This window comes from Massilia endophytica (genome assembly GCF_021165955.1).
Classification (GTDB): domain Bacteria; phylum Pseudomonadota; class Gammaproteobacteria; order Burkholderiales; family Burkholderiaceae_D; genus Rugamonas; species Rugamonas endophytica.
This window is the reverse complement of record NZ_CP088952.1, coordinates 3,180,937-3,201,206: the sequence shown is the minus strand read 5'-3', so window position 1 is coordinate 3,201,206 and position 20,270 is coordinate 3,180,937. Positions and strand designations below refer to the sequence as shown.

Here is a 20,270-nt window from a genome sequence, read left to right as displayed (position 1 = left end):
ATTCGTTTAGGAGCACACCATGTGTGGCATCGTCGGCGTCGTTTCCCACCAACCCGTCAACCAGCTGCTGTATGACGCGCTGCTGCTTCTGCAGCACCGCGGCCAGGATGCGGCAGGCATCGCGACCAACCATAGCAGCATGTTCAGCATGCACAAGGCCAATGGCCTGGTGCGCGACGTTTTCCGCACCCGTAACATGCGTTCGCTGATGGGCAATTCCGGTATCGGCCATTGCCGCTATCCCACCGCCGGTTCGTCCAGCGAAGAGGAAGCGCAGCCGTTCTACGTGAACGCGCCTTTCGGCATCACCCTGGCGCACAACGGCAACCTGACCAACTGGGAACAGCTCAAGAACGAGATGTTCAAGAACGACCGCCGCCACATCAATACGGACTCCGATTCGGAAGTGCTGCTGAACGTGCTGGCCCACGAGATCCAGAAAGCCACCACCGGCTATTCGCTGGAACCGGCTACCCTGTTCCAGGCCGTGACGGTGCTGAACCGCCGCGTGCGCGGCGGCTACGCTGCCGTGGCGCAGATCGCTGGCGTGGGCATGCTGGCCTTCCGCGATCCGCATGGCATCCGTCCCCTCTGCCTGGGCGAGAACGATACGCCGCAGGGCAAGGAGTACCTGATCGCCTCGGAATCCGTGGCGCTGGAAGGCATGGGCTTCCGCTTCGTGCGCGACGTGGAGCCGGGCGAGGCCATCTTCATCGATGCCGACAACCAGCTGCACAGCCGCATCTGCGCGGATAATCCTTCGCTCAATCCCTGCGTCTTCGAGTTCGTTTACCTGGCGCGTCCTGATTCCGTGATCGACGGCGCCTCCGTGTACAGCACCCGCCTGAAGATGGGCGAGTACCTGGCCGACAAGATCAAGCGCGAAGGCCTGGCGGACGATATCGACGTGGTGATGCCGATTCCGGATTCCTCCCGTCCCGCCGCCATCCAGCTGGCCCTGCGCCTGGGCAAGGAATACCGCGAAGGCTTCATCAAGAACCGCTACATCGGCCGCACCTTCATCATGCCGGGGCAGTCGCTGCGCAGGAAGTCCGTGCGCCAGAAGCTGAACGCCATCGGCGATGAATTCAAGGGCAAGAACGTGCTGCTGGTGGACGACTCCATCGTGCGCGGCACCACCAGCCGCGAGATCGTGCAGATGGCGCGGGACTCCGGCGCGAAGAAGGTGATCTTTGCCTCCGCCGCGCCGCCCGTGCTCTACCCGAACGTGTACGGCATCGACATGCCGACCCGCGACGAGCTGATTGCCCATGGCCGCACCGTGGAAGAGGTGTGCAAGGAGATCACCGCCGACGCGCTGGTGTACCAGGACCTGGATGACCTGAAGAAGGCCATCTCCGACGTGAACCCCCAACTGAAGCAGTTCGAGGCTTCCTGTTTCGACGGCAAGTACATCACGGGCGACGTGTCGGCCGACTACCTGGACCGCATCGAATACGCACGCCACCATCCGAAGGAGAAGGGCGTGGAGGATGCGGCGCGCACCCAGCTGAACCTCAACTACGCCACCACGGAAGCTTGATGAAACAGTACGGCTTCACCACCACCATCCTGCACAACGACCGGCAGAAGCCGGTCGAGCAGAACTCGCTGCACAAGCCCATCCACACCGCCGTGGCCTTCGGCTATTCGGACGCGCGCCAGCTGGCTTCCGTCTTCCAGGGCAAGGAGCCCGGCTTCCGCTACGGCCGCCAGGGCAATCCCACCGTGTCGGCGCTGGAGGACAAGGTGAACAAGATGGAGGACGGCGTCGCCACGCTGTGCTTCGCCACGGGCATGGGCGCCATCGGCGCCGTGTTCCAGGGCCTGCTGCGCTCGGGCGACCATGTGGTGTCGTCCTCCTTCCTGTTCGGGAACACGAACTCGCTGTGGCAGACGGTGGCAGGGCAGGGCGTGGGTGTGGATTTCGTGGATGCGACCGACGTGGCCAACGTGGCCGCGGCGCTGAAGCCGAACACCCGCCTTGTCTTCGTCGAGACCATCGCCAACCCGCGCACCCAGGTGGCGGACCTGAAGCGCATCGGCGAGCTGTGCGCAGAGCGCGGCATCCTCTACATCGTGGACAACACCATGACCACGCCCTATCTGTTCCGCCCGAAGGCGGTGAAGGCGGGCCTGGTGGTGAACTCGCTGACCAAGTCCATCGGCGGCCATGGCAACGCCCTGGGGGGCAGCCTGACGGACACCGGCATGTATGACTGGTCGAAGTTCCCGAACATCTTCGAGAACTACAAGAAGGCGGCGCCTGCGATGTGGGGCATCACCCAGATCCGCGCCAAGGGCCTGCGCGACTTCGGCGCTTCGCTGGCGCCGGAAGCGGCCCACCATATCGCCGTGGGTGCTGAAACGCTGGCGCTGCGCATGGAGCGTACCTGCGCCAATGCCAGGGCGCTGGCTGAAATGCTGGAGAAGGACGAAAGGGTGGCCGCCGTGTATTACCCGGGCCTGGCCTCGCATCCCCAGCACGGCGTTTCCACGGAACTGTTCAAGGCCTATGGTTCGCTGTTCAGCTTCGAGCTGAAAGAGGGCATCGACTGCTTCGACTACCTGAACCGCCTGAAGATCGCCGTCCCGGCTTCGAACCTGGGCGACACGCGCACCCTGGTGATTCCGGTGGCGCACACCATCTTCTACGAAATGGGGGCTGAGCGCCGCGCCTCCATGGGCATCGCCGAATCGCTGATCCGCGTTTCGGTGGGCATCGAAGATACGGCCGATCTGCTGGAAGATTTCCGGGGTGCGCTATCGGCTGGATAGCGCAATGCAAGTGAATTGCTCCTCTTCCGGAGATGAGATAAGGTGTGCTGCAGTCTCTCAATCCTGAAAGGAGCCTTACATGAAAGCCCTGAGCGCAATTGTTCTGGCCGCCCTGACAACCGCCGCATCGGCCGCCTCCCCATTCGACCATCTCGGCTACAGTCAGTCGGGCTGCGAGCCGCCCGCACTCAAGCCGGTAAGCAATGAGGAGGCTGCGCAGCGCACGGAAGCGGCATACCGGAGCTGGCAGGCTTGCTATAAGCGCTTTGCCGACCGGTTGAACGCCGAGTTGGTCAACAATAAGGAATTCCCGGTAGAGCTGTTCGTGGCGTTCTCGGAAGAGGCGCAGGCGGCAGTAGCCGGTGTCGAAAAACAGCATGCGGACTGGGTCGCGCTATCGCGCCAGATGGCGGAGCTGGAATTGGCCCAGTTTGCAGTTATGGAGGCGCGCCGGGCGACGGAGGCGCGCCGCCGCGAGCTGGCGTGGGAATCGCGCAGCCGGCCCGTGATATCGGCCAAGCCCAGGTAATTTCCAGGGATCGGCGTCCGGCGCCTGAAGATCGCCGCTCTGGCCTGAACTACCAGGGATCGGCGCCCGGCATCTCGTAAGGATGCTGCCAGCCTGGCAGGGCCGCGATGCGGTTCAGCCAGGCCTGCACCAGCGGCGGATAGCTCACGCTGGCCTGCCCGGGCCAGTACATATAGCCGCACAGGGAAAAATCGGCTGCGCTGACCTGGTCGTCCAGGATGAAGGCGCGGCCGTCCGCCAGCTCTTCTTCCAGACGGATCATGTCCGCATCGAAGCGGCGGCGGAACCAGGGCAGCACCGTGCCCGAATAAGCGCCTTCGTCGTCGAACTTCTGGCCGAAGCGCAGGTGGGCCATGGACATGCCGACCCGGTTCGCTTCCCAGAACAGCCATTCGCGCACGCGTTCCAGCCGCTCCTGCGTTTCGCCGCCATAGGCGTTCAGGTGTTCGGCCATGTGCAGCAGGATGGCGTTGGACTGCACATAGGGCCTGCCGTCATGCACCAGCAGCGGCACTTCGCCGTATTTCGCCAGGCTGCGGAAAGGCTCGGGACGGTCTTCCCGCGCCAGGCGCAGGTCGATCTCCTCGTACTCGTGCGGCACGCCCGCCACGTTCAGCATCAGCTGAACCTTGTAGCTGTGGCCGGACTCGCAGCTGCCGTAAAGCTGGAACCCCATGCTCAGTGCCAGGTGCGCAGCAGGCCGACGGCCAAGCCTTCCAGCGCGAACTCGTCATCGGGGTTGACGGTAATGGTCTTGAAGTCCGAGTTCTCCGGCAGCAGTTCGATCACCGAGCCCACGCGGCGGTAGCGCTTGACCGTGACTTCGTTGCCCAGGCGGGCGACGACGATCTGGCCGTTCTTGGCGCTGTCCACCTTCTTCACGGCCAGCAGGTCGCCGTCCATGATGCCCACGTCGCGCATGGACTCGCCGCGCACTTTCAGCAGGTAGTCCGGCTTGGAGGTGAACAGGCTGGGGTCGACGCTGTAGCTCGTCTCCAGGTTTTCCTGGGCCAGGATGGGGGAACCGGCGGCGACGCGGCCGATGAGCGGCAGGCTCATCAGTAGCGGGGCAGGGACGTGCGCCATCGGCGTGCTGGACTCGGCAAAGGAGCCCAGCAGGCGGATGCCGCGCGAGGTGCCGGCGGTAATTTCGATGGCGCCCTTGCGCGCCAGCGCTTTCAGGTGCTCCTCGGCGGCGTTGGCGGACTTGAAGCCCAGCTCGGCCGCAATCTCGGCGCGGGTCGGCGGGAATCCGGTGTTCTCGATCGCGTCCTTGATGAGATTGAGGATTTCTTCTTGCCTTGCAGTCAGCTTGATCATGGTGTGTCACTGTGGATATCGACAGACTGTATTTTTGTACAGTGCGAGGGATATTGCAAGGAATTTGTTGTTTTGGGCGAAATATTTCTTAAAGGGGTCTGTCCCCCTGGCCGCTCTTCCAATCAGCAGCGAAACCTGCTATGCTTGCGGGCTTACCTCTTCCCACACTCGTCTTGACGCCGGGGTGGGCTATTTTCACAGTCCTTAAGGGAGTTTGCATGCGTCACTATGAAATCGTATTTATCGTCCATCCGGACCAAAGCGAGCAAGTGCCCGCGATGATCGAACGTTACAAGGCCAGCGTGACCTCGCGCGGCGGTAACGTGCACCGCGTGGAAGATTGGGGCCGCCGTCAAATGGCGTACTCGATCCAGAAACTGGCCAAGGCACACTACATCTGCATGAACATCGAGTGCGACAACGAGACTCTGGTCGAACTGGAAACCGCATTCAAATTCAATGATGCCGTGCTGCGTCACCTGACCGTCAAGATGAAGAAAGCGGAAACCGCTCCTTCGCCGATGATGAAGTCGGTCCAGCGTGAAGACGCGGCCAAGAGCCATCGCGCCGAAGCACCAGCAGCAGCCGCAGCGGCCTAAGTCTTAGCAGGAAACGGAACTGAACCAACTCCAGTTCACCGCCCTCATCACCGAACGGGACGCCTTGCGCTACACCCCGGCCGGTCTGCCGATTGTGAATGCAGTACTGCAGCACAGTTCGCAACAGATGGAGGCAGGCATCGCCCGATTGACCGAGTTCGACATCGCCGCAGTCGCTGCGGGGGAGATTTCAGGACGGTTCAACGCGGCGGCCCTGGGCGGAGTCTACGAGTTCACGGGTTTCCTGGCCAAGAAAAACCGCAACAGCAAAAGCCTGGTATTTCACATCATTGATTTCCGTGCTGCCGAGAGCAGCGCACATTTAGATACAGGAGCCTAAAATGGCATTCGGTAAAAAGTTCGACAAAAACAAAGCTAAGCTGAAAGAAAAGCGCAAGCAGCAAAATCCTCTGTTCAAGCGCAAGAAGTTCTGCCGCTTCACCGCCGCCGGCGTTGAGCAAGTGGACTACAAGGATGTAGACACGCTGAAAGACTTCATCCAGGAAAACGGCAAGATCATGCCAGCCCGTCTGACCGGCACCAAGGCGCACTACCAGCGTCAAGTGGACACCGCCATCAAGCGCGCCCGCTACCTGGCCCTGCTGCCTTACACCGATCTGCACCACGCTTAATCGGCCATCCTGGAGAACACTATGCAAATCATTCTGTTGGAAAAAGTTATCAACGTCGGCAACCTGGGCGACGTGGTGAAGGTCAAGGACGGCTACGCACGTAACTTCCTGATCCCGCAAAAACTGGCACGCCGTGCCACCACCGCCGCTGTGGCCGAATTCGAAGCCAAGCGCGCTGAACTGGAAAAAGCCGCCGCTGCCAAGCTGGCTGCCGCCCAGGCGCAAGGCGAGAAGCTGAACGGCATGACCGTCACCGTGGCCCAGAAGGCCGGCGTGGATGGCCGCCTGTTCGGTTCCGTGACCAACTACGACATCGCCGAAGCCCTGACCAAGGCCGGCTTCGCCGTGGAAAAAGCTGCCGTGCGCATGCCGACCGGCCCGCTGAAGACCACGGGCGAGCACCCTGTGTCCGTGCAGCTGCACACCGACGTGGTGGTCGAAGTGACCGTCGCCGTCGTGGGCGAAGCTGCCTAAGTCCAGGCCTGGAATTCCTTCCACGCCAAGACTGTTGTACAAATAAAAAAGCCGGGTTCGCCCCGGCTTTTTTATTGCCGGAATTTTTTGACGCCTTGCTGAAGCAGGTATAATGCCCGCCATGAACGCCGCCGCTCCATCCGATCCGCAAGTCGACGCCCTCCGCATCCCGCCCCATTCCATCGAAGCCGAGCAATCGGTGATCGGCGGTCTGCTGCGCGACAACGCGGCCTGGGACCGTATCGCGGACTTCATGCACGCGGACGATTTCTACCGCTACGACCACCGCATCATCTTCGAACAGATGGTGCGCCTGATTAACGCCGGCAAGCCCGCCGACGTCATCACCGTTTTCGAAACCCTCACCATGCTCGGCAAGGCCGAGGAGGTGGGCGGCCTGCAGTACCTGAACGCCATGGCGCAGAACACGCCGTCCGCCGCGAACATCCGCCGCTATGCGGAGATCGTGCGCGACCGCGGCGTGCTGCGCAAGCTCATTACCGTGGCCGACGAGATCTCGGGCAACGCCTTCAACCCCCAGGGCAAGGAAGTCAAGCAGATGCTGGACGAGGCCGAGTCCAAGATCTTCGCCATCGCGGAGCAGGGCGCGCGCGGCGCCTCGGGCTGGACGGCCGTGCAGCCCCTGCTGACCCAGGTGGTGGAGCGCATCGACGAACTCTACTCGCGCGACAGCGGCAGCGAGATCACGGGCGTGCCCACGGGCTTTATCGACCTGGACCGCATGACCTCCGGCCTGCAGCCGGGCGACCTGGTCATCGTGGCGGGCCGTCCTTCCATGGGCAAGACCGCCTTCTCCGTGAACATCGGCGAGAACGTCGCCATCGAGGCGGGCCTGCCCGTGGCCGTGTTCTCCATGGAGATGGGCGGCGCCCAGCTGGCCATGCGTATGCTGGGCTCGGTGGGCCAGCTGGACCAGCACCGCCTGCGGACCGGCAAGCTGAACGACGAGGACTGGCCGCGCCTGACGCACGCCATCCAGAAGATGAACGAGGCCCAGCTCTATATCGACGAGACGCCGGCCCTGAACCCCATCGAGATGCGCGCCCGCGCGCGCCGCCTGGCGCGCCAATGTGGCAAGCTGGGATTGATCATCGTGGACTACCTGCAGCTGATGCAGGGCTCGCAGCCGGGCGACAACCGCGCCGCCGAGATCTCCGAGATCTCGCGTTCGCTGAAGGGCCTGGCGAAGGAGCTGCACTGCCCGGTGATCGCGCTGTCGCAGCTGAACCGCTCCCTGGAGCAACGACCGAACAAGCGTCCCGTGATGTCCGACCTGCGCGAATCCGGCGCTATCGAACAGGACGCGGACGTGATCATCTTCCTCTACCGCGACGAGGTGTACAACCCCGACTCGCCGGACAAGGGAACGGCCGAGATCATTATCGGCAAGCAGCGTAACGGCCCGATTGGCGCGATCCGCCTGACGTGGATGGGCATGTACACCAAGTTTGGCAACTACACGGGTAACCTGTCGATCTACCAAGGCGACTAACCCAGAGGGGCCCTCGGCCCTGGCAGTACCGACGAATCAATTAACGGAGAATAAAATGTTTGGACGCTTGATGCCCACCGAGGGCAAATTCTTTGACCTGTTCAACCAGCACGCGGAACTGTGCGTGAAGGGCGCGCGCGAGATGCTGGGCCTGATGACCAGCTTCGACGACCTGGAAAACCGCGTGCACGCCATCGAGAGCATCGAGAAGCAGGCCGACAAGATCACCTATACCTGCGTCGACCTGCTGCACAAGACCTTCATCACCCCCATCGACCGCGACGACATCCACAAGCTCATCACCAAGATGGACGACATCCTGGACATGATGGAAGACGCGGGCCAGACCGTGTCCCTGTACGACCTGCACTCCGTGACCCCGGAAGCGAAGCGCCTGGCCGAACTGGTGCTGGCCTGCTGCGAGAAGGTCAAGGACGCCGTGGCCCTGCTGGCCAACATGAACAATGCGCGCGACATCGTGGCCATCTGCGAAGAGATCGACCGCCTGGAATCGGACGCCGACCACGTGATGCGCGCCGCCATGTCCAAGCTGTTCCGCGACGAGCCTGACGTGCGCAACCTGATCAAGATGAAGGCCATCTACGAGATCCTGGAAACGGTGACGGACCGCTGCGAAGACGTGGCCAATATCATCGAAGGCATCATCGTCGAAAACGCATAAAAAGCCCTCGCAGGCATCAGAAAAGAATAATCTATGCAGACCCTCCAAATCAGCATCTACGCCCTGGCAGCACTGATCTTCCTCGCGCTGGTGTTTGACTTCATGAACGGCTTCCACGATGCCGCGAACGCGATTGCGACCGTGGTGTCCACCGGCGTCCTGAAACCGCAGACCGCGGTGGCCATGGCCGCCTTCTTCAACTTCATCGCGATCTTCGTGGTTGGTCTGAAGGTGGCGACCACCATCGGCAAGGGCACCATCGACCCCCATGTGGTGGACCACTACGTGATCTTCGGGGCCCTGGTGGGCGCCATCGTCTGGAACCTGATCACCTGGTACTACGGCATTCCTTCGTCTTCCTCGCACGCCCTGATCGGCGGCCTGGTGGGCGCCGCGGTGGCCAAGGCGGGCACGGGCGCCCTGATCTCCGGTGGCCTGATCAAGACTGTCGTCTTCATCGTGGTGGCGCCGCTGCTGGGCTTTGTGCTGGGTTCCGTCATCATGCTGCTGGTGTCCTGGGTGTTCGTGCGCTCCACACCGCGCAAGATCGACGGCTGGTTCCGCCGCCTTCAGCTGGCGTCCGCGGCAGGCTACAGCCTTGGCCACGGCGGCAACGACGCGCAGAAAACCATGGGCATCATCTGGATGCTGCTGATCGCCTCCGGCCACGTGGCGGCGGGCGACGCGGCGCCGCCCACCTGGGTCATCGTGGCCTGCTATGCGGCGATTTCCTTCGGCACCCTGTTCGGCGGCTGGCGCATCGTGAAGACCATGGGCCAGAAGATCACCAAGCTCAAGCCCGTAGGCGGCTTCTGCGCGGAGACCGGCGGCGCGATCACGCTGCTGATGGCGTCCTTCTGGGGCGTTCCCGTTTCCACCACCCACACCATCACCGGCGCCATCGTCGGCGTCGGTTCGGCGCAGCGCCTGTCGGCCGTGCGCTGGGGCGTGGCGGGCAACATCGTGTGGGCCTGGATCTTCACGATCCCCGCATCCGCCTTCGTAGCCGCCATCGGCTGGTGGATCGGCACGCACATCATGTAAGCAGCTGCGCGCTGCAGAAAAAAGGGGGCCGCCGGCTCCCTTTTTTTTCGCCCGCAGAGGTTAGAATGTCCCGATGAGACTTCTGACCCGCATCATTCCCGACGGCTTCACCGCCGCACTCCTGATTACCGTCGCGCTGGCGACTGTGCTGCCCTGCGAAGGCGCTACCGCCGTCGTTATGGGCAGGATCACCACCTTTGCCATCGGTCTGCTGTTCTTCTTCCATGGCGCGAAGCTCTCGCGCGAGGCCGTGATCGCGGGGCTGACGCATTGGCGGCTGCACCTGCTGGTGCTGTGCCTCACCTTCGTGATGTTCCCCGTGCTCGGCCTGCTGATGAAGCCTCTCGCGGGCAGCGTGCTGACGCCGGAGCTTTATGTCGGCTTCCTTTTCCTGTGCATGTTGCCGTCCACCGTGCAGTCCTCCATCGCCTTCACGTCCATGGCGCGGGGGAATGTGCCGGCGGCGGTGTGCAGCGCGTCGGCGTCCAACTTCCTGGGCATCTTCCTCACGCCGCTGCTGGTGAGCGCTTTTGTCGCCACCGGCGCCACGGCCCGTTCTCCGGCGGACGCGGTGATTGCGATTACCCTGCAGCTGCTTGCGCCTTTCATTGCGGGCCAGGTCATGCGCCGCTGGATCGGCCACTGGGTGGACCGCAACAAGCACCTCATCAAATACACGGACCAGGGGTCGATCCTGCTGGTGGTCTATACGGCGTTCAGCGAGGCGGTGGTGGAAGGCCTGTGGCACAAGGTGCCGGTGGAGGCGCTCGCCGGCGTGGTCGTGGTCTCCTGCGTGCTGCTGGCCGTGGTGCTCTATCTCTCGGGCTGGTTCAGCCGCAGGCTGGGTTTCAACAAGGAAGACCAGATCACCATCGTCTTCTGTGGCTCGAAGAAAAGCCTGGCGAGCGGCGTGCCGATGGCCAAGGTGCTGTTTGCGGCGTCCTCGCTCGGCATGATCATCCTGCCGCTGATGATCTTCCACCAGATCCAGCTCATGGTCTGCGCTGTTCTCGCCCAGCGCTTCGCGAAACGCGATTCGCAGTGAAGCACGCCGCGCAGCTGCGCGCCCTGGCACATGCCAGTCCGTGGTTCATGCCTCTCCTGAAGGCGGGCGCCTCGCTGGGTTTGAAGGACTGGTGCATCGGCGCCGGAGCAGTGCGCACGCTGGTCTGGGACGCCCTGCATGGCCGCACCATGCCGCCCGCGCTGGCCGACGTCGATTTCGTCTACTTCTTGCACGGCGCCGAGAATGAGGAAGAACTGGAGCTCCGGCTGTCGCTTGCCGCACCCGGTATCCCATGGGAAGTGACGAACCAGGCTACCGTGCACCGCTGGTACGCGGCCCAATTCGGGCGGCCCATCGCTCCGATTCCTTCCCTTGAGGCGGGTGTCGCAGGCTGGCCAGAATTTGCGACCTGCGTGGGACTTGCTCTGCATGGCGGCGACGTGCGGGTCGTCGCGCCCCATGGCCTGGAAGACCTTTTCGCCATGCGTGTGCGCCGCAATCCGGCGTCAGTAAGTAAAGAGGAATTCGCTGCCCGCCTTGCGCAGAAGCGCTTCAGCGAACGATGGCCGCAGGTGAGGACCGAAATGGCTTGATGTTGTCTCATATTTGAGATATTGTCTCGAATATGGGAAATGACAACGCATTTGAGCTGCGGCTGATCGAACGGCTTGCGGCGCTGCGCGAGGAGCGCGGCTTCTCGCTGGAGGAGCTGGCCAATGCCAGCGGCATCAGCCGCGCGACCTTGTCGCGGCTGGAGCGGGGCGAAACCAGCCCCACCGCGCAACTGCTCGGCAAGCTGTGCGCCGTCTACGCCATGCCGATGTCGCGGCTGATCGCGGAGGCGGAGGCCCAGCCCGCGCAGCTGATACGGGCCGCCGAACAGTCCACCTGGGCCGATATCGAGAGCGGTTTTACGCGCCGCATGGTGTCGCCGCCCGCCAAGGGCTTTCGCACCGAGCTGATCGAAGGCCGCCTGCCGCCGGGCGCGGTCATCGACTATCCGCTGCCGCCGGTGCGCGGACTCGAACAGCACATGTGGATGCTGAGCGGCGTCCTTGAATACACGCTGGAGGGTGTCACCCACCGCCTGCAGAAGGGCGACTGCCTGCGCTTCCATCTCTTCGGCGCCACCCGGTTCCACTGCCCCGGCCCCCACGCCGCCCACTACCTGATAGCAATATGCGAACCCTGATCGAACTCGATGCCGCCGGCCTGCGCGCCGAGGCGGATGCGCTGGCCGAGGTGCTGCGCGACTGTGTGCTGAACGGAGCCAGCGTGGGCTTCGAGCTGCCTTTCCCGCATGACGAGGCGCGCGCCTTCTGGCTTGGCCTTGTGCCTTCGCTGGAGCGCAGGGAGCGCCGCCTGTTCGCGATGCGCGGCGAGGACAGCGTCATCTGCGGCACGGCCCAGCTGGTGCTGGCAGGGATGCCCAATGGCCGCCACCGCGCGGAGATCGCGAAGATGCTGGTGCATTCGCGCGCACGCCGCCAGGGAATCGCCCAGACCCTCCTGCTGCATGCCGAGGCCTGCGCACGCGAAGAAGGCCGCAGCCTGATCGTGCTCGATACCTGCACCGGCTATCAGGCCGAGCCCATGTACCTCAAGCTCGGCTACCAGGTCTGCGGCACGATTCCCGATTTCGCTACCATGCCCGACGGTACGCTGGGCTCCACCACCGTGATGTACAAGCGCCTGTGATCCGCATCGAAGCCGAAGACCCCGAATCGGCCGATGCGGCGCAGCTGATCGGCGAACTGTCCGCCGCGCTGGCCGCGATAACCGGCGACAGCGGCAAGGCGTCGTTCAGCGCGGACGATGTGCGCGGCGCAGGCGGATGCTTCGTGGTGGCGCGCGACGCCCAGGGCAGGGCGCTCGGCTGCGGCGCCGTGCGGCCGCTGGAGGATGGCGTGGCGGAGCTGAAGCGCATGTATGCACGGCCCGGAAGCAGGGGCGTGGGGCGCGCCGTGCTCGCATACCTTGAGTCGGCGGCAGCGGCCATGGGCTACCGCGAGCTGTGGCTGGAAACGCGGCTCGTGAACGAACGCGCGACGGCCTTCTACCTGAAGCACGGCTACCGCCGCATCGGCAATTTCGGCAAGTACGAGGGCAATGCCCTGGCGGGCTGCTACGCCAAGCGGCTTACTTGATGCAGACCATGCGGACCATCTTGATGTCCGTGAGACCCGCCAGCACTTTCTCGATGCCGTCCATCTTCAGCGTCATCATCCCGTCCTCCAGCGCGGCGGCCAGCAGCTGGGCCACACGAGCATGCTCCTGGAGCAGCTTCTTGACCTTGTCCGTGCCGATCATGAGTTCGTGCAGGCCCACGCGGCCGCGGTAGCCCTTGTTGCACTCCTCGCAGCCGACCGCGCGGTACAGCGTGAAACGGCCCTTGTCGTCGGCGTAGCGTTCGCGCCAGCCCGCCAGCACGGCGGCGCGCGAACCCGTTTCGTCGCGCTGGAAGGCCTCGGTGTTGTTCAGCTCTTCGCAGTATTCCATCAGGAGCACCTGCAGCTCCAGCTCCGTGGGATGGTAGGCTTCGCGGCAGCTGGTGCACAGGCGCTTGGCCAGGCGCTGTGCCAGGATGCCCAGCAGGGCGTCGGCGAAGTTGAAGGGGTCCATGCCCATGTCCAGCAGGCGCACGATGGATTCGGGCGCGCTGTTGGTATGCAGCGTGGCGAACACGAGGTGGCCGGTGAGCGAGGCTTCGATGCCCATGCTCACGGTCTCCTTGTCGCGCATCTCGCCCACCATGATCACATCCGGGTCGGCGCGCAGGAAGGCGCGCATCACGGTCGCAAAGTCGAGGCCCGCCTTGCGGTTCACCTGCACCTGGCGCAGGCCTTTCTGCGTAATCTCGACCGGGTCTTCCGCCGTCCAGATCTTGGTGTCCGGCGTGTTCAGGTAGTTCAGCACCGAGTGCAGGGTGGTGGTCTTGCCCGAGCCGGTGGGGCCGCAGACGAAGAACAGGCCATAGGGCTTCTCGATGGCCGAGCGCAGGCGCTCCAGGTTCGCGGGCAGCACGCCCAGCTTGTCCAGCGGGATCGGTTCTCCCGCTGCGAGAATACGCATCACCACATCTTCCACGCCGCCCGTGGAGGGAATGGTGGCTACGCGCAGCTCGATATCCAGCGGGCCGTACTTGCGGAACTTGATCTTGCCGTCCTGCGGCTTGCGGCGCTCGGAGATGTCCAGGTCGCACATGATCTTGATGCGTGCGACCAGCGCGGCGCGGTAGGCTGCGGGAATCTCGATATAGGGCACCAGCGTGCCGTCCTTGCGGAAGCGCACGCCCGTCTTTCCCTTGCCGGGCAGTGGCTCGATGTGGATGTCCGACACGCCCTGGCGGTAGGCGTCCACGATGATCTTGTTGACCAGCTTGACCAGCTCGTTCTCCACCGCTTCCGAGACATCGGCCGAGGCTTCGCCGTCCTCGTCGTCCACATCCATCCCGGACAGCAGTTCGCCCACGCTGGCGCTGTCGCCCGATGCGGCGCCGTAGAACTGGTCCAGCGTCAGCTCGAACTCGCGGGCCGTCGTTACGCGGAACTGAAGCTTCTTCGATTTCGGGAAGATCTGGGTGACCAGGCGCGCATTCGCGGTGGCTTCCGGATCGATCGCCAGCACCACCAGGCCTTCCTTTGTGTCGTCCAGGGGCACCCAGCCATGCTCCTCGACGAACTGGCGCTTCAGGTTGCGCAGCAGTTCAACGGGCTTCACGCGCTCGGATTTGAAAGGCTCGTAGGGCACGCCGTAGAAACGGGACAGCGACTGGCCGATGGCGCCCAGCTTCAGGTTGAATTCTTCCAGCAGCACCTCTTCGAGGTCGGAGTCCTTCTTGCGCGCCGAGCGCATGGCCAGTTCCAGCTCGGGCGCCGCGAGCACGGCATCTTCCACCAGGCCGTCGTACTTGCTGCGCACCAGCTGGGGAGGCTTCATGCGCTGGCTGAACGCCACCGACAGGGTCTCGCACAATTCGCGCACGCCTTCCACGGCGATGGGAGTGAATGGCTGGCCGCTGCGCGTGTTGATGAACTGGACCACGCCCAGCATCTCCTTCGACTGCACCGAGACCAGGGGCGCCACCAGCATCTGGCGCGTGCGGTAGCCGGTGCGCTGGTCCACGGCCTGCTGGAAGCGCAGCTCCGGCGAGATGCGGCGCAGTTCCTGCTCGTCGTAGACGTCGGAGATATTGAGCACCTGGCGGTTCAGGGCCACATAGCCCGCAATGCTTTGCGGCGTGACGGGCAGGCGAAGGTCCTTGAACGATGTGAGGCCGGTCTTCACCTTTGAAACGATGCAGTCTCCATCCACCGCATAGAGGGTGAAGCGGTCGCACTGGAACAGGTCGCAGAACTCCATGCCCAGGTCGAGCATGATCTCATCGAGCTTGCTCGTGGCGTGGATTTTCGTGGTGACCGCTTGCAGCTTGCGGAAAAACTCAAGACGCAGGTCGGTGTCGCCCATGGCTTAGAGCTCGACTTCCAGGCCCTCGTACGCCAGCACGACCTTCAGGCCGTTCGGCAGCGGCTCATGGCGCGCCATCACTTCGGCAAACACGGCTTCCAGCTCGTCGTCGCTGCGGGTCGGCTCGTGGTGGGTGCAGTAGAGCTGCTTCACGCCGCAGCGGATGGCCATGGCCAGTGCGCTGTCGAAGGTGCCATGGCCCCAGCCCACCTTCGACGGGTATTCCTCGCGGGTGTAGGAGCTGTCCACGATGAGGGCATCCACGCCGCGCACCAGGTCGTCGATGGCGGCCGTGCGCTGCTCCACATGCAGCTGGAAGGCGGCGTGCTCCGGGTGGTCCACTGGATAGATGTTGAACAGCGGCTCATGGTCGCCCGTGAAGAACACGGACTTGCCATGGCAGTCCACGCGGTAGCCAAGGTCGGTGACGGGGTGGCTCATCACCACATTGCGCACCGTGGCGTCGCCCACCTGGACCGCCTCGTCCACGCCCACCGTGCGGTACTCGATGGTGGCGTCCATCTGCGTTTCGCTGACAGGGAAATAGCTGTTCTGCAGCTGCACGCCCATCACATGTTCGATGCCCTTGCCCGTATCAGGATCGATGGCGCCGTGCAGGCGCACGCGGCTGCCCTTGATGAAGAGCGGCGTGAAGAAGGGCAAGCCATGGATATGGTCCCAATGGCTGTGCGTGATGAAGATATTGGCCAAGATGGGGCGCTTCCCGGAAGCGACCAGCGATTGGGCCAGGGGAAACAGGCCGGTGCCGCCGTCGATGACAATCAGGGTATCGTCGTCGCTGCGGATCTCGATGCAGGTGGTGTTGCCGCCATAGCGCACGGTGCGCGGGCCGGGGGAGGGAATGGAACCGCGAACCCCCCAGAATTTGAATTTCATGTGCTCAGACCCCTGTGATCACTCTTTTTATTGTTGCTCTGCCGCACTACCTATGCCCACGGCAGCGCAGCGAAAATATCCTGCGATGATAGCCGTTTTTTCATCGTTTCTGAGCGTGAAGTTGCGATTTGGGGCCATTGTAGGGTTTTCTGGGTGGCAAATCTGCATTGTTTTGTATTTCCAGATGTACACGAAGGAGCAGTAACGTTACACTTCCAAAATTATGTCCATGCATCAATAGATGCGGAAGTTGAACACCATGCAGGAACTCAACCACGCCCAAATCGCGCAGCGGCTGGACCAGCTCACCGAACTGAGCGTGGCTCTGGGCTCCAGCCATAACACCGATCTGCTGCTGGAGCGCATTCTCCAGGTGGCGAAAGGCATGACCAATTCGGACGGCGGCACGCTTTACCGTCCCAGCGAGGACCGCCGCAGCCTGGTGTTCGCCCTCAGCATCAACGACACCCTGGGCATCCACCTGGGCGGATCGAGCGGCAAGAAGGCCGAAATCCCGCCTGTGCCCCTGTTCGATGCGGAAGGGGAGCAGAACCTCGCTTCCGTGGCGGCCTACGCGGCCAACAAAGGCCAGTCGGTCAATATCGAGGACGTGTACCAGGCCGAGGGCTTCAACTTCTCGGGCATGCGCAATTTCGACCAGCAGTTCAACTACCACTCGCAGTCCTTCCTGACCGTGCCGATGCGCGACCACGAGGGCGAGCTGCTGGGCGTTCTCCAGCTGATCAACTCCAAGGACCGCGACACCGGCGAGATCCGCGCCTTCACGCCCACCGACCAGCGCTTCATCGAGGCGCTGGCTGCTCAGGCGGCGATGGCGCTCACGAACCAGCTGCTCATTCTCCAGCTGGAGAAGCTGCTGGAAGCGCTGGTCAACCTGATCAACATCGGCATCGACGAGAAGTCTCCCTACACCGGCCGCCATTGCCAGTTCGTGCCCGAGCTGACCATGATGCTGGCCGAGGCGGTGCACGAAACGAGCGAGGGTCCGCTGGCGGACTTCCGCATGAGCGACGCCGACCGCAAGGAGCTGTGGTTCGCGGGCCTGCTGCACGACTGCGGCAAGATCACGACGCCAGTTCACGTGGTGGACAAGTCCACCAAGCTGCAGACCATCTTCGACCGCATCCACATGGTGGATACGCGCTTTGAAGTGCTGCTGCGGGACGCGGAAATCCGTGCACTCAAGGCGCAGCTGGCTGGCGGCGATGCGGACACCATCCAGAAAGCGCTGCAGGCCGAACTGGCGCAGCTGCGTTCGGACCGCGATTTCCTGCGCGGCGCAAACGTTGGCGGGGAGGGCATGAAGCCTGAGGACCAGGAGCGCGTGCGCCAGATCGCCCAGTACCGCTGGACCAATCCGGAAGGGCAGGATGCACCATTCCTCAGCGAGAACGAGCTCACCAACCTCACCATCCGCTTCGGCACCCTGAACGACGACGAGCGCAAGATCATCAACAACCACATCGTGGTGACGGTGCGCATGCTCGAATCGCTGCCATGGCCGAAGCACCTGCAGAAGGTGGCGGAGTTCGCGGGCGGCCACCACGAGCGCATGGACGGCAAGGGCTACCCGAAAGGACTGACGCGCGAGCAGATGTCCGTGCCGGCGCGGGTCATGGCCATTGCCGATATCTTCGAGGCGCTGACCGCGCACGACCGCCCGTACAAGAAGGCCAAGTCGCTGTCCGAGTCGCTGCACATCCTCGGCAACTTCAAGCTGAACGGCCATATCGACCCGGACCTGTTCGACATCTTCATCCGCAAGAAGGTGTACATGCAGTTCGCGCAGAAGAACCTCAGCCCGGAGCAGATCGACGAAGTCGACGAGTCGAAGATCCCCGGCTACGTGCCCTGACGCGCGGAGCACCCCTTGCCACTGAGAGCCCCCAAGTTCGCCAAGGTAGCAGGCCGCGTCGCCGCCAAGTACGGTGTGCGCTGGCTGGTCGGCCTGGCCCTGACGGCCATTGCCGCCCTGCAGATCACCCACTACCTGCACATGGACCTGGTGGACCGCATGGACACCGGCATCGCCGACCTGCGCATGCGCCTGGAAAAGCCGGTGCTGGACCAGAACGTGGTCATCGTGGATATCGACACGAAGAGCCTGACGCAGGTGGGCCGCTTTCCCTGGAGCCGCGACAAGGTGGCGCTCCTGGTGCGCCAGCTCACCGAACACTATGGCGTGGCGGGCGTGGGCTTCGACGTTTCCTTCCCCGAGCCGGATACCAGCTCCGGCTACGGCGTGCTGCAATCCCTCGCGCGCAACCAGCTGAAGGATGTGCCGGGCCTGGAAGGCCAGCTGCAGCGTCTGGAAACCCAGATGGACTACGACGGCCTGCTGGCCCAGGCCATGGAAGGCCAGCCCGTGGTGCTGGGCTATAACGTATCGACCGAAGCGGCGAAGAAGGGTGTGCTGCCCAAGCCCGCCTTCACCGTGGAGGACCTGAACGGGCGCACCCTCGACGCCTTCGACTCCAAGGGCTACGAAGCCAATATCGAGCGCCTGCAGCAGGCGGCAGCGGGAGCGGGCATCTTCACGGCGCTGCCCGATTCGGACGGCGTGGTGCGCACCACGGCCCTGCTGCAGAAGATAGGCGACGGCTACTATCCCACCCTGTCGCTGGCTACCGTGGCAGCGGCGCTGAACGCGCGCGCCATTGCGCCCATCTGGCAGGGCACCGTCGATACGCTGTCGGACGCGGAGCGCACCAATGGCGGCCTGGATGCCATCGCCCTGTTCCACGAGCAGGGACGCATCGCCATTCCCGTCGGCGCGGGCCTGACCACCACCGTGCAGTTCCGCGGCACGGGCGGCCCGGAAGGCGGCGCTTTCCGCTATGTGTCCGCGGCGGATGTGATGGCGGGCCGCACGCCGAAAGAACAGCTGGAGAACAAGATCGTCCTGGTCGGCACCACGGCCGCGGGCCTGAACGACCTGCGGGCCACGCCGGTCAATGCCGAATACCCCGGGGTGGAGATTCACGCCAACGTGATCAAGTCCATCCTGGAAGAGAGCTTCAAGGCGCGGCCGGACTTCGCGCTCGCCATCGAGTTCGGCCAGGCCGTGCTGATCGGCGTGGTGCTGACTTTCGCCCTCGCCGTGCTGCCGCCGCTGTGGTCCATCCTGATCGCGGCGGCTGCCCTGGTGGCGGCATCGGCCTTCAACTACTACCTCTACACCGACCTCGATGCGGTGACCAATGTGGCGATCACGCTGCTGCTGATCGTGCTGCTCTTCGTGTTCAATGTGGCCTGGGGCTACTTCTTCGAAGTGCGGCGCGGCCGCGCGCTCGTGTCCCGCTTTGGCGAATACGTGGCGCCGGAGCTGGTGGCCGAAATGGCGGAGAACCCCGAGCAATACAATATGGACGGCGAAAGCCGCGAGCTGACGGTGATGTTCGTCGACGTGCGCGGCTTCACCACCATCTCCGAAGGCCTGAGCCCGCGCCAGCTGCGCGAGTACATCAACCTGTACCTCACGGCCATGTCCGAGGACATCCGCGACAGCCACCGCGGCACGCTGGACAAATACATCGGCGACGCCGTGATGGCCTTCTGGGGCGCGCCCGTGGCCTTCAACGACCACGCCAGCCGCGGCGTGGCCACGGCCCTGCTGATGCAGGCCAGCGCCGCCCGCCTGAACGAGGACTTCCTGAAGCGCGGCTGGCCCGAGCTGAAGATCGGCATTGGCCTGAACAGCGGCATGATGCACGTGGGCGACATGGGCTCCAGCATCCGCCGCGCCTACACCGTGATGGGCGACGCCGTGAACCTGGGCTCGCGCCTGGAAGGCATCACCAAGGTCTATGGCGTGGGTATTGTGGTGGGCGAAACCACCCGTATCCTGGCCCAGGAGTTCGCCTACCGCGAACTGGACCTGGTGCGCGTGAAAGGCAAGAACGAACCCGTGGCCATCTTCGAGCCTATCGCCCGGGAAGACCAGATCGACGAGGCCACCCACGCCGAGTTGGCAAAATGGCACGAGACCCTGGCCCTGATCCGTTCCCAGCAGTGGGACGCCGCAGAGGCAGGGCTGAAGGAGCTGGCCGCGCGCTTCCCGGTGCGCCCCGTCTACCAGCTCTACGAAGAGCGCATCGCCTTCTACCGCGAACACCCGCCCGGCGCCGACTGGGACGGGGTGACCACCTTTGAGACCAAGTAGCGTCTACAAATTTCCGACAAATTCCCGGACTTTCTGGTAAGAAATAATTGTGCTTCCGGGGTATTCTGAGCCTCATGGGGCGCTGCAAGCCGCATTTTTGTGTCGGTTTTGCCTGAAATTTCTTCATGGAATGAGGAAAACGTTTA

The 20,270-nt window shown here is 63.6% G+C and carries 21 protein-coding genes; 17 read left to right on the top strand and 4 right to left on the bottom strand.

Annotated elements, in window-relative coordinates; all coding sequences use genetic code 11:
• Positions 1-19: 19 nt before the first annotated feature.
• From purF to LSQ66_RS14600, 3 genes are all read left to right on the top strand, one after another.
• Positions 20-1,543 (top strand): amidophosphoribosyltransferase, encoded by a 1,524-nt coding sequence (purF, locus tag LSQ66_RS14610; protein ID WP_231765928.1) that lies wholly within the window; start codon positions 20-22, stop codon positions 1,541-1,543.
• Positions 1,543-2,778 (top strand): cystathionine gamma-synthase family protein, encoded by a 1,236-nt coding sequence (locus tag LSQ66_RS14605; RefSeq protein ID WP_231765927.1) that lies wholly within the window; start codon positions 1,543-1,545, stop codon positions 2,776-2,778. The genes purF and LSQ66_RS14605 overlap by 1 nt, the downstream gene beginning before the upstream one ends.
• 79 nt (positions 2,779-2,857) lie before the next feature.
• Positions 2,858-3,307, top strand: coding sequence for a hypothetical protein (locus LSQ66_RS14600; protein ID WP_231765926.1), 450 nt, complete (start codon positions 2,858-2,860; stop codon positions 3,305-3,307).
• A gap of 49 nt (positions 3,308-3,356) precedes the next feature.
• Here LSQ66_RS14600 and LSQ66_RS14595 read toward each other — a convergent pair whose 3' ends face one another.
• A complete protein-coding gene (locus LSQ66_RS14595) occupies positions 3,357-3,983 on the bottom strand; it encodes a glutathione S-transferase family protein (RefSeq protein WP_231765925.1) in 627 nt (208 codons plus the stop codon).
• 2 nt (positions 3,984-3,985) lie between these two features.
• Entirely contained in the window at positions 3,986-4,627 is a 642-nt protein-coding gene (lexA, locus tag LSQ66_RS14590) for a transcriptional repressor LexA (protein WP_231765924.1), read from the bottom strand.
• Between the two features lie 218 nt (positions 4,628-4,845).
• Between lexA and rpsF the strand changes: the two genes are divergently transcribed.
• The 12 genes from rpsF to LSQ66_RS14530 all read left to right on the top strand — a co-directional run bounded on the left by rpsF (position 4,846) and on the right by LSQ66_RS14530 (position 12,724).
• Positions 4,846-5,226: a 30S ribosomal protein S6 gene (rpsF, locus tag LSQ66_RS14585; RefSeq protein ID WP_231765923.1), complete on the top strand. Its 381-nt coding sequence runs from the start codon at positions 4,846-4,848 to the stop codon at positions 5,224-5,226.
• A gap of 19 nt (positions 5,227-5,245) precedes the next feature.
• Positions 5,246-5,566, top strand: coding sequence for a primosomal replication protein N (gene priB / locus LSQ66_RS14580; RefSeq protein WP_231770115.1), 321 nt, complete (start codon positions 5,246-5,248; stop codon positions 5,564-5,566).
• 1 nt (position 5,567) lies between these two features.
• Positions 5,568-5,858 (top strand): 30S ribosomal protein S18, encoded by a 291-nt coding sequence (gene rpsR, locus LSQ66_RS14575; RefSeq protein ID WP_107143310.1) that lies wholly within the window; start codon positions 5,568-5,570, stop codon positions 5,856-5,858.
• Between the two features lie 21 nt (positions 5,859-5,879).
• Complete coding sequence (rplI, locus tag LSQ66_RS14570) at positions 5,880-6,332, top strand: 50S ribosomal protein L9 (protein WP_231765922.1); 453 nt, start codon at positions 5,880-5,882, stop codon at positions 6,330-6,332.
• Between the two features lie 112 nt (positions 6,333-6,444).
• Positions 6,445-7,845 carry a replicative DNA helicase gene (locus tag LSQ66_RS14565; protein WP_407659522.1) on the top strand — a complete coding sequence of 467 codons (1,401 nt, stop codon included), beginning with the start codon at positions 6,445-6,447 and terminating at the stop codon, positions 7,843-7,845.
• A 55-nt stretch (positions 7,846-7,900) separates the two neighbouring features.
• Positions 7,901-8,527, top strand: a complete 627-nt coding sequence (locus tag LSQ66_RS14560; protein WP_231765921.1) for a DUF47 domain-containing protein — start codon at positions 7,901-7,903, stop codon at positions 8,525-8,527.
• A 33-nt stretch (positions 8,528-8,560) separates the two neighbouring features.
• Positions 8,561-9,571 (top strand): inorganic phosphate transporter, encoded by a 1,011-nt coding sequence (locus tag LSQ66_RS14555; protein ID WP_231765920.1) that lies wholly within the window; start codon positions 8,561-8,563, stop codon positions 9,569-9,571.
• A gap of 73 nt (positions 9,572-9,644) precedes the next feature.
• Entirely contained in the window at positions 9,645-10,616 is a 972-nt protein-coding gene (locus LSQ66_RS14550) for a bile acid:sodium symporter family protein (protein WP_231765919.1), read from the top strand.
• Entirely contained in the window at positions 10,613-11,170 is a 558-nt protein-coding gene (locus tag LSQ66_RS14545) for a nucleotidyltransferase family protein (RefSeq protein WP_231765918.1), read from the top strand. The genes LSQ66_RS14550 and LSQ66_RS14545 overlap by 4 nt, the downstream gene beginning before the upstream one ends.
• Before the next feature lie 32 nt (positions 11,171-11,202).
• A complete protein-coding gene (locus LSQ66_RS14540; RefSeq protein WP_231765917.1) occupies positions 11,203-11,769 on the top strand; it encodes a helix-turn-helix domain-containing protein in 567 nt (188 codons plus the stop codon).
• Positions 11,757-12,275: a GNAT family N-acetyltransferase gene (locus tag LSQ66_RS14535; protein ID WP_231765916.1), complete on the top strand. Its 519-nt coding sequence runs from the start codon at positions 11,757-11,759 to the stop codon at positions 12,273-12,275. The genes LSQ66_RS14540 and LSQ66_RS14535 overlap by 13 nt, the downstream gene beginning before the upstream one ends.
• Positions 12,272-12,724 (top strand): GNAT family N-acetyltransferase, encoded by a 453-nt coding sequence (locus LSQ66_RS14530; protein WP_231765915.1) that lies wholly within the window; start codon positions 12,272-12,274, stop codon positions 12,722-12,724. Before LSQ66_RS14535 ends, LSQ66_RS14530 begins: the two co-directional genes overlap by 4 nt.
• Here LSQ66_RS14530 and LSQ66_RS14525 read toward each other — a convergent pair.
• Both LSQ66_RS14525 and LSQ66_RS14520 read right to left on the bottom strand, forming a co-directional pair.
• A complete protein-coding gene (locus tag LSQ66_RS14525) occupies positions 12,717-15,044 on the bottom strand; it encodes a GspE/PulE family protein (RefSeq protein WP_231765914.1) in 2,328 nt (775 codons plus the stop codon). The genes LSQ66_RS14530 and LSQ66_RS14525 overlap by 8 nt on opposite strands.
• Before the next feature lie 3 nt (positions 15,045-15,047).
• Positions 15,048-15,941, bottom strand: a complete 894-nt coding sequence (locus tag LSQ66_RS14520; protein WP_231765913.1) for an MBL fold metallo-hydrolase — start codon at positions 15,939-15,941, stop codon at positions 15,048-15,050.
• A 259-nt stretch (positions 15,942-16,200) separates the two neighbouring features.
• Here LSQ66_RS14520 and LSQ66_RS14515 point away from each other — a divergent pair, with 259 nt between their 5' ends.
• Both LSQ66_RS14515 and LSQ66_RS14510 read left to right on the top strand, forming a co-directional pair.
• Positions 16,201-17,817, top strand: coding sequence for an HD family phosphohydrolase (locus LSQ66_RS14515; protein WP_231770113.1), 1,617 nt, complete (start codon positions 16,201-16,203; stop codon positions 17,815-17,817).
• A gap of 15 nt (positions 17,818-17,832) precedes the next feature.
• Positions 17,833-20,124 (top strand): CHASE2 domain-containing protein, encoded by a 2,292-nt coding sequence (locus LSQ66_RS14510; RefSeq protein WP_231765912.1) that lies wholly within the window; start codon positions 17,833-17,835, stop codon positions 20,122-20,124.
• Positions 20,125-20,270 lie beyond the last annotated feature (146 nt).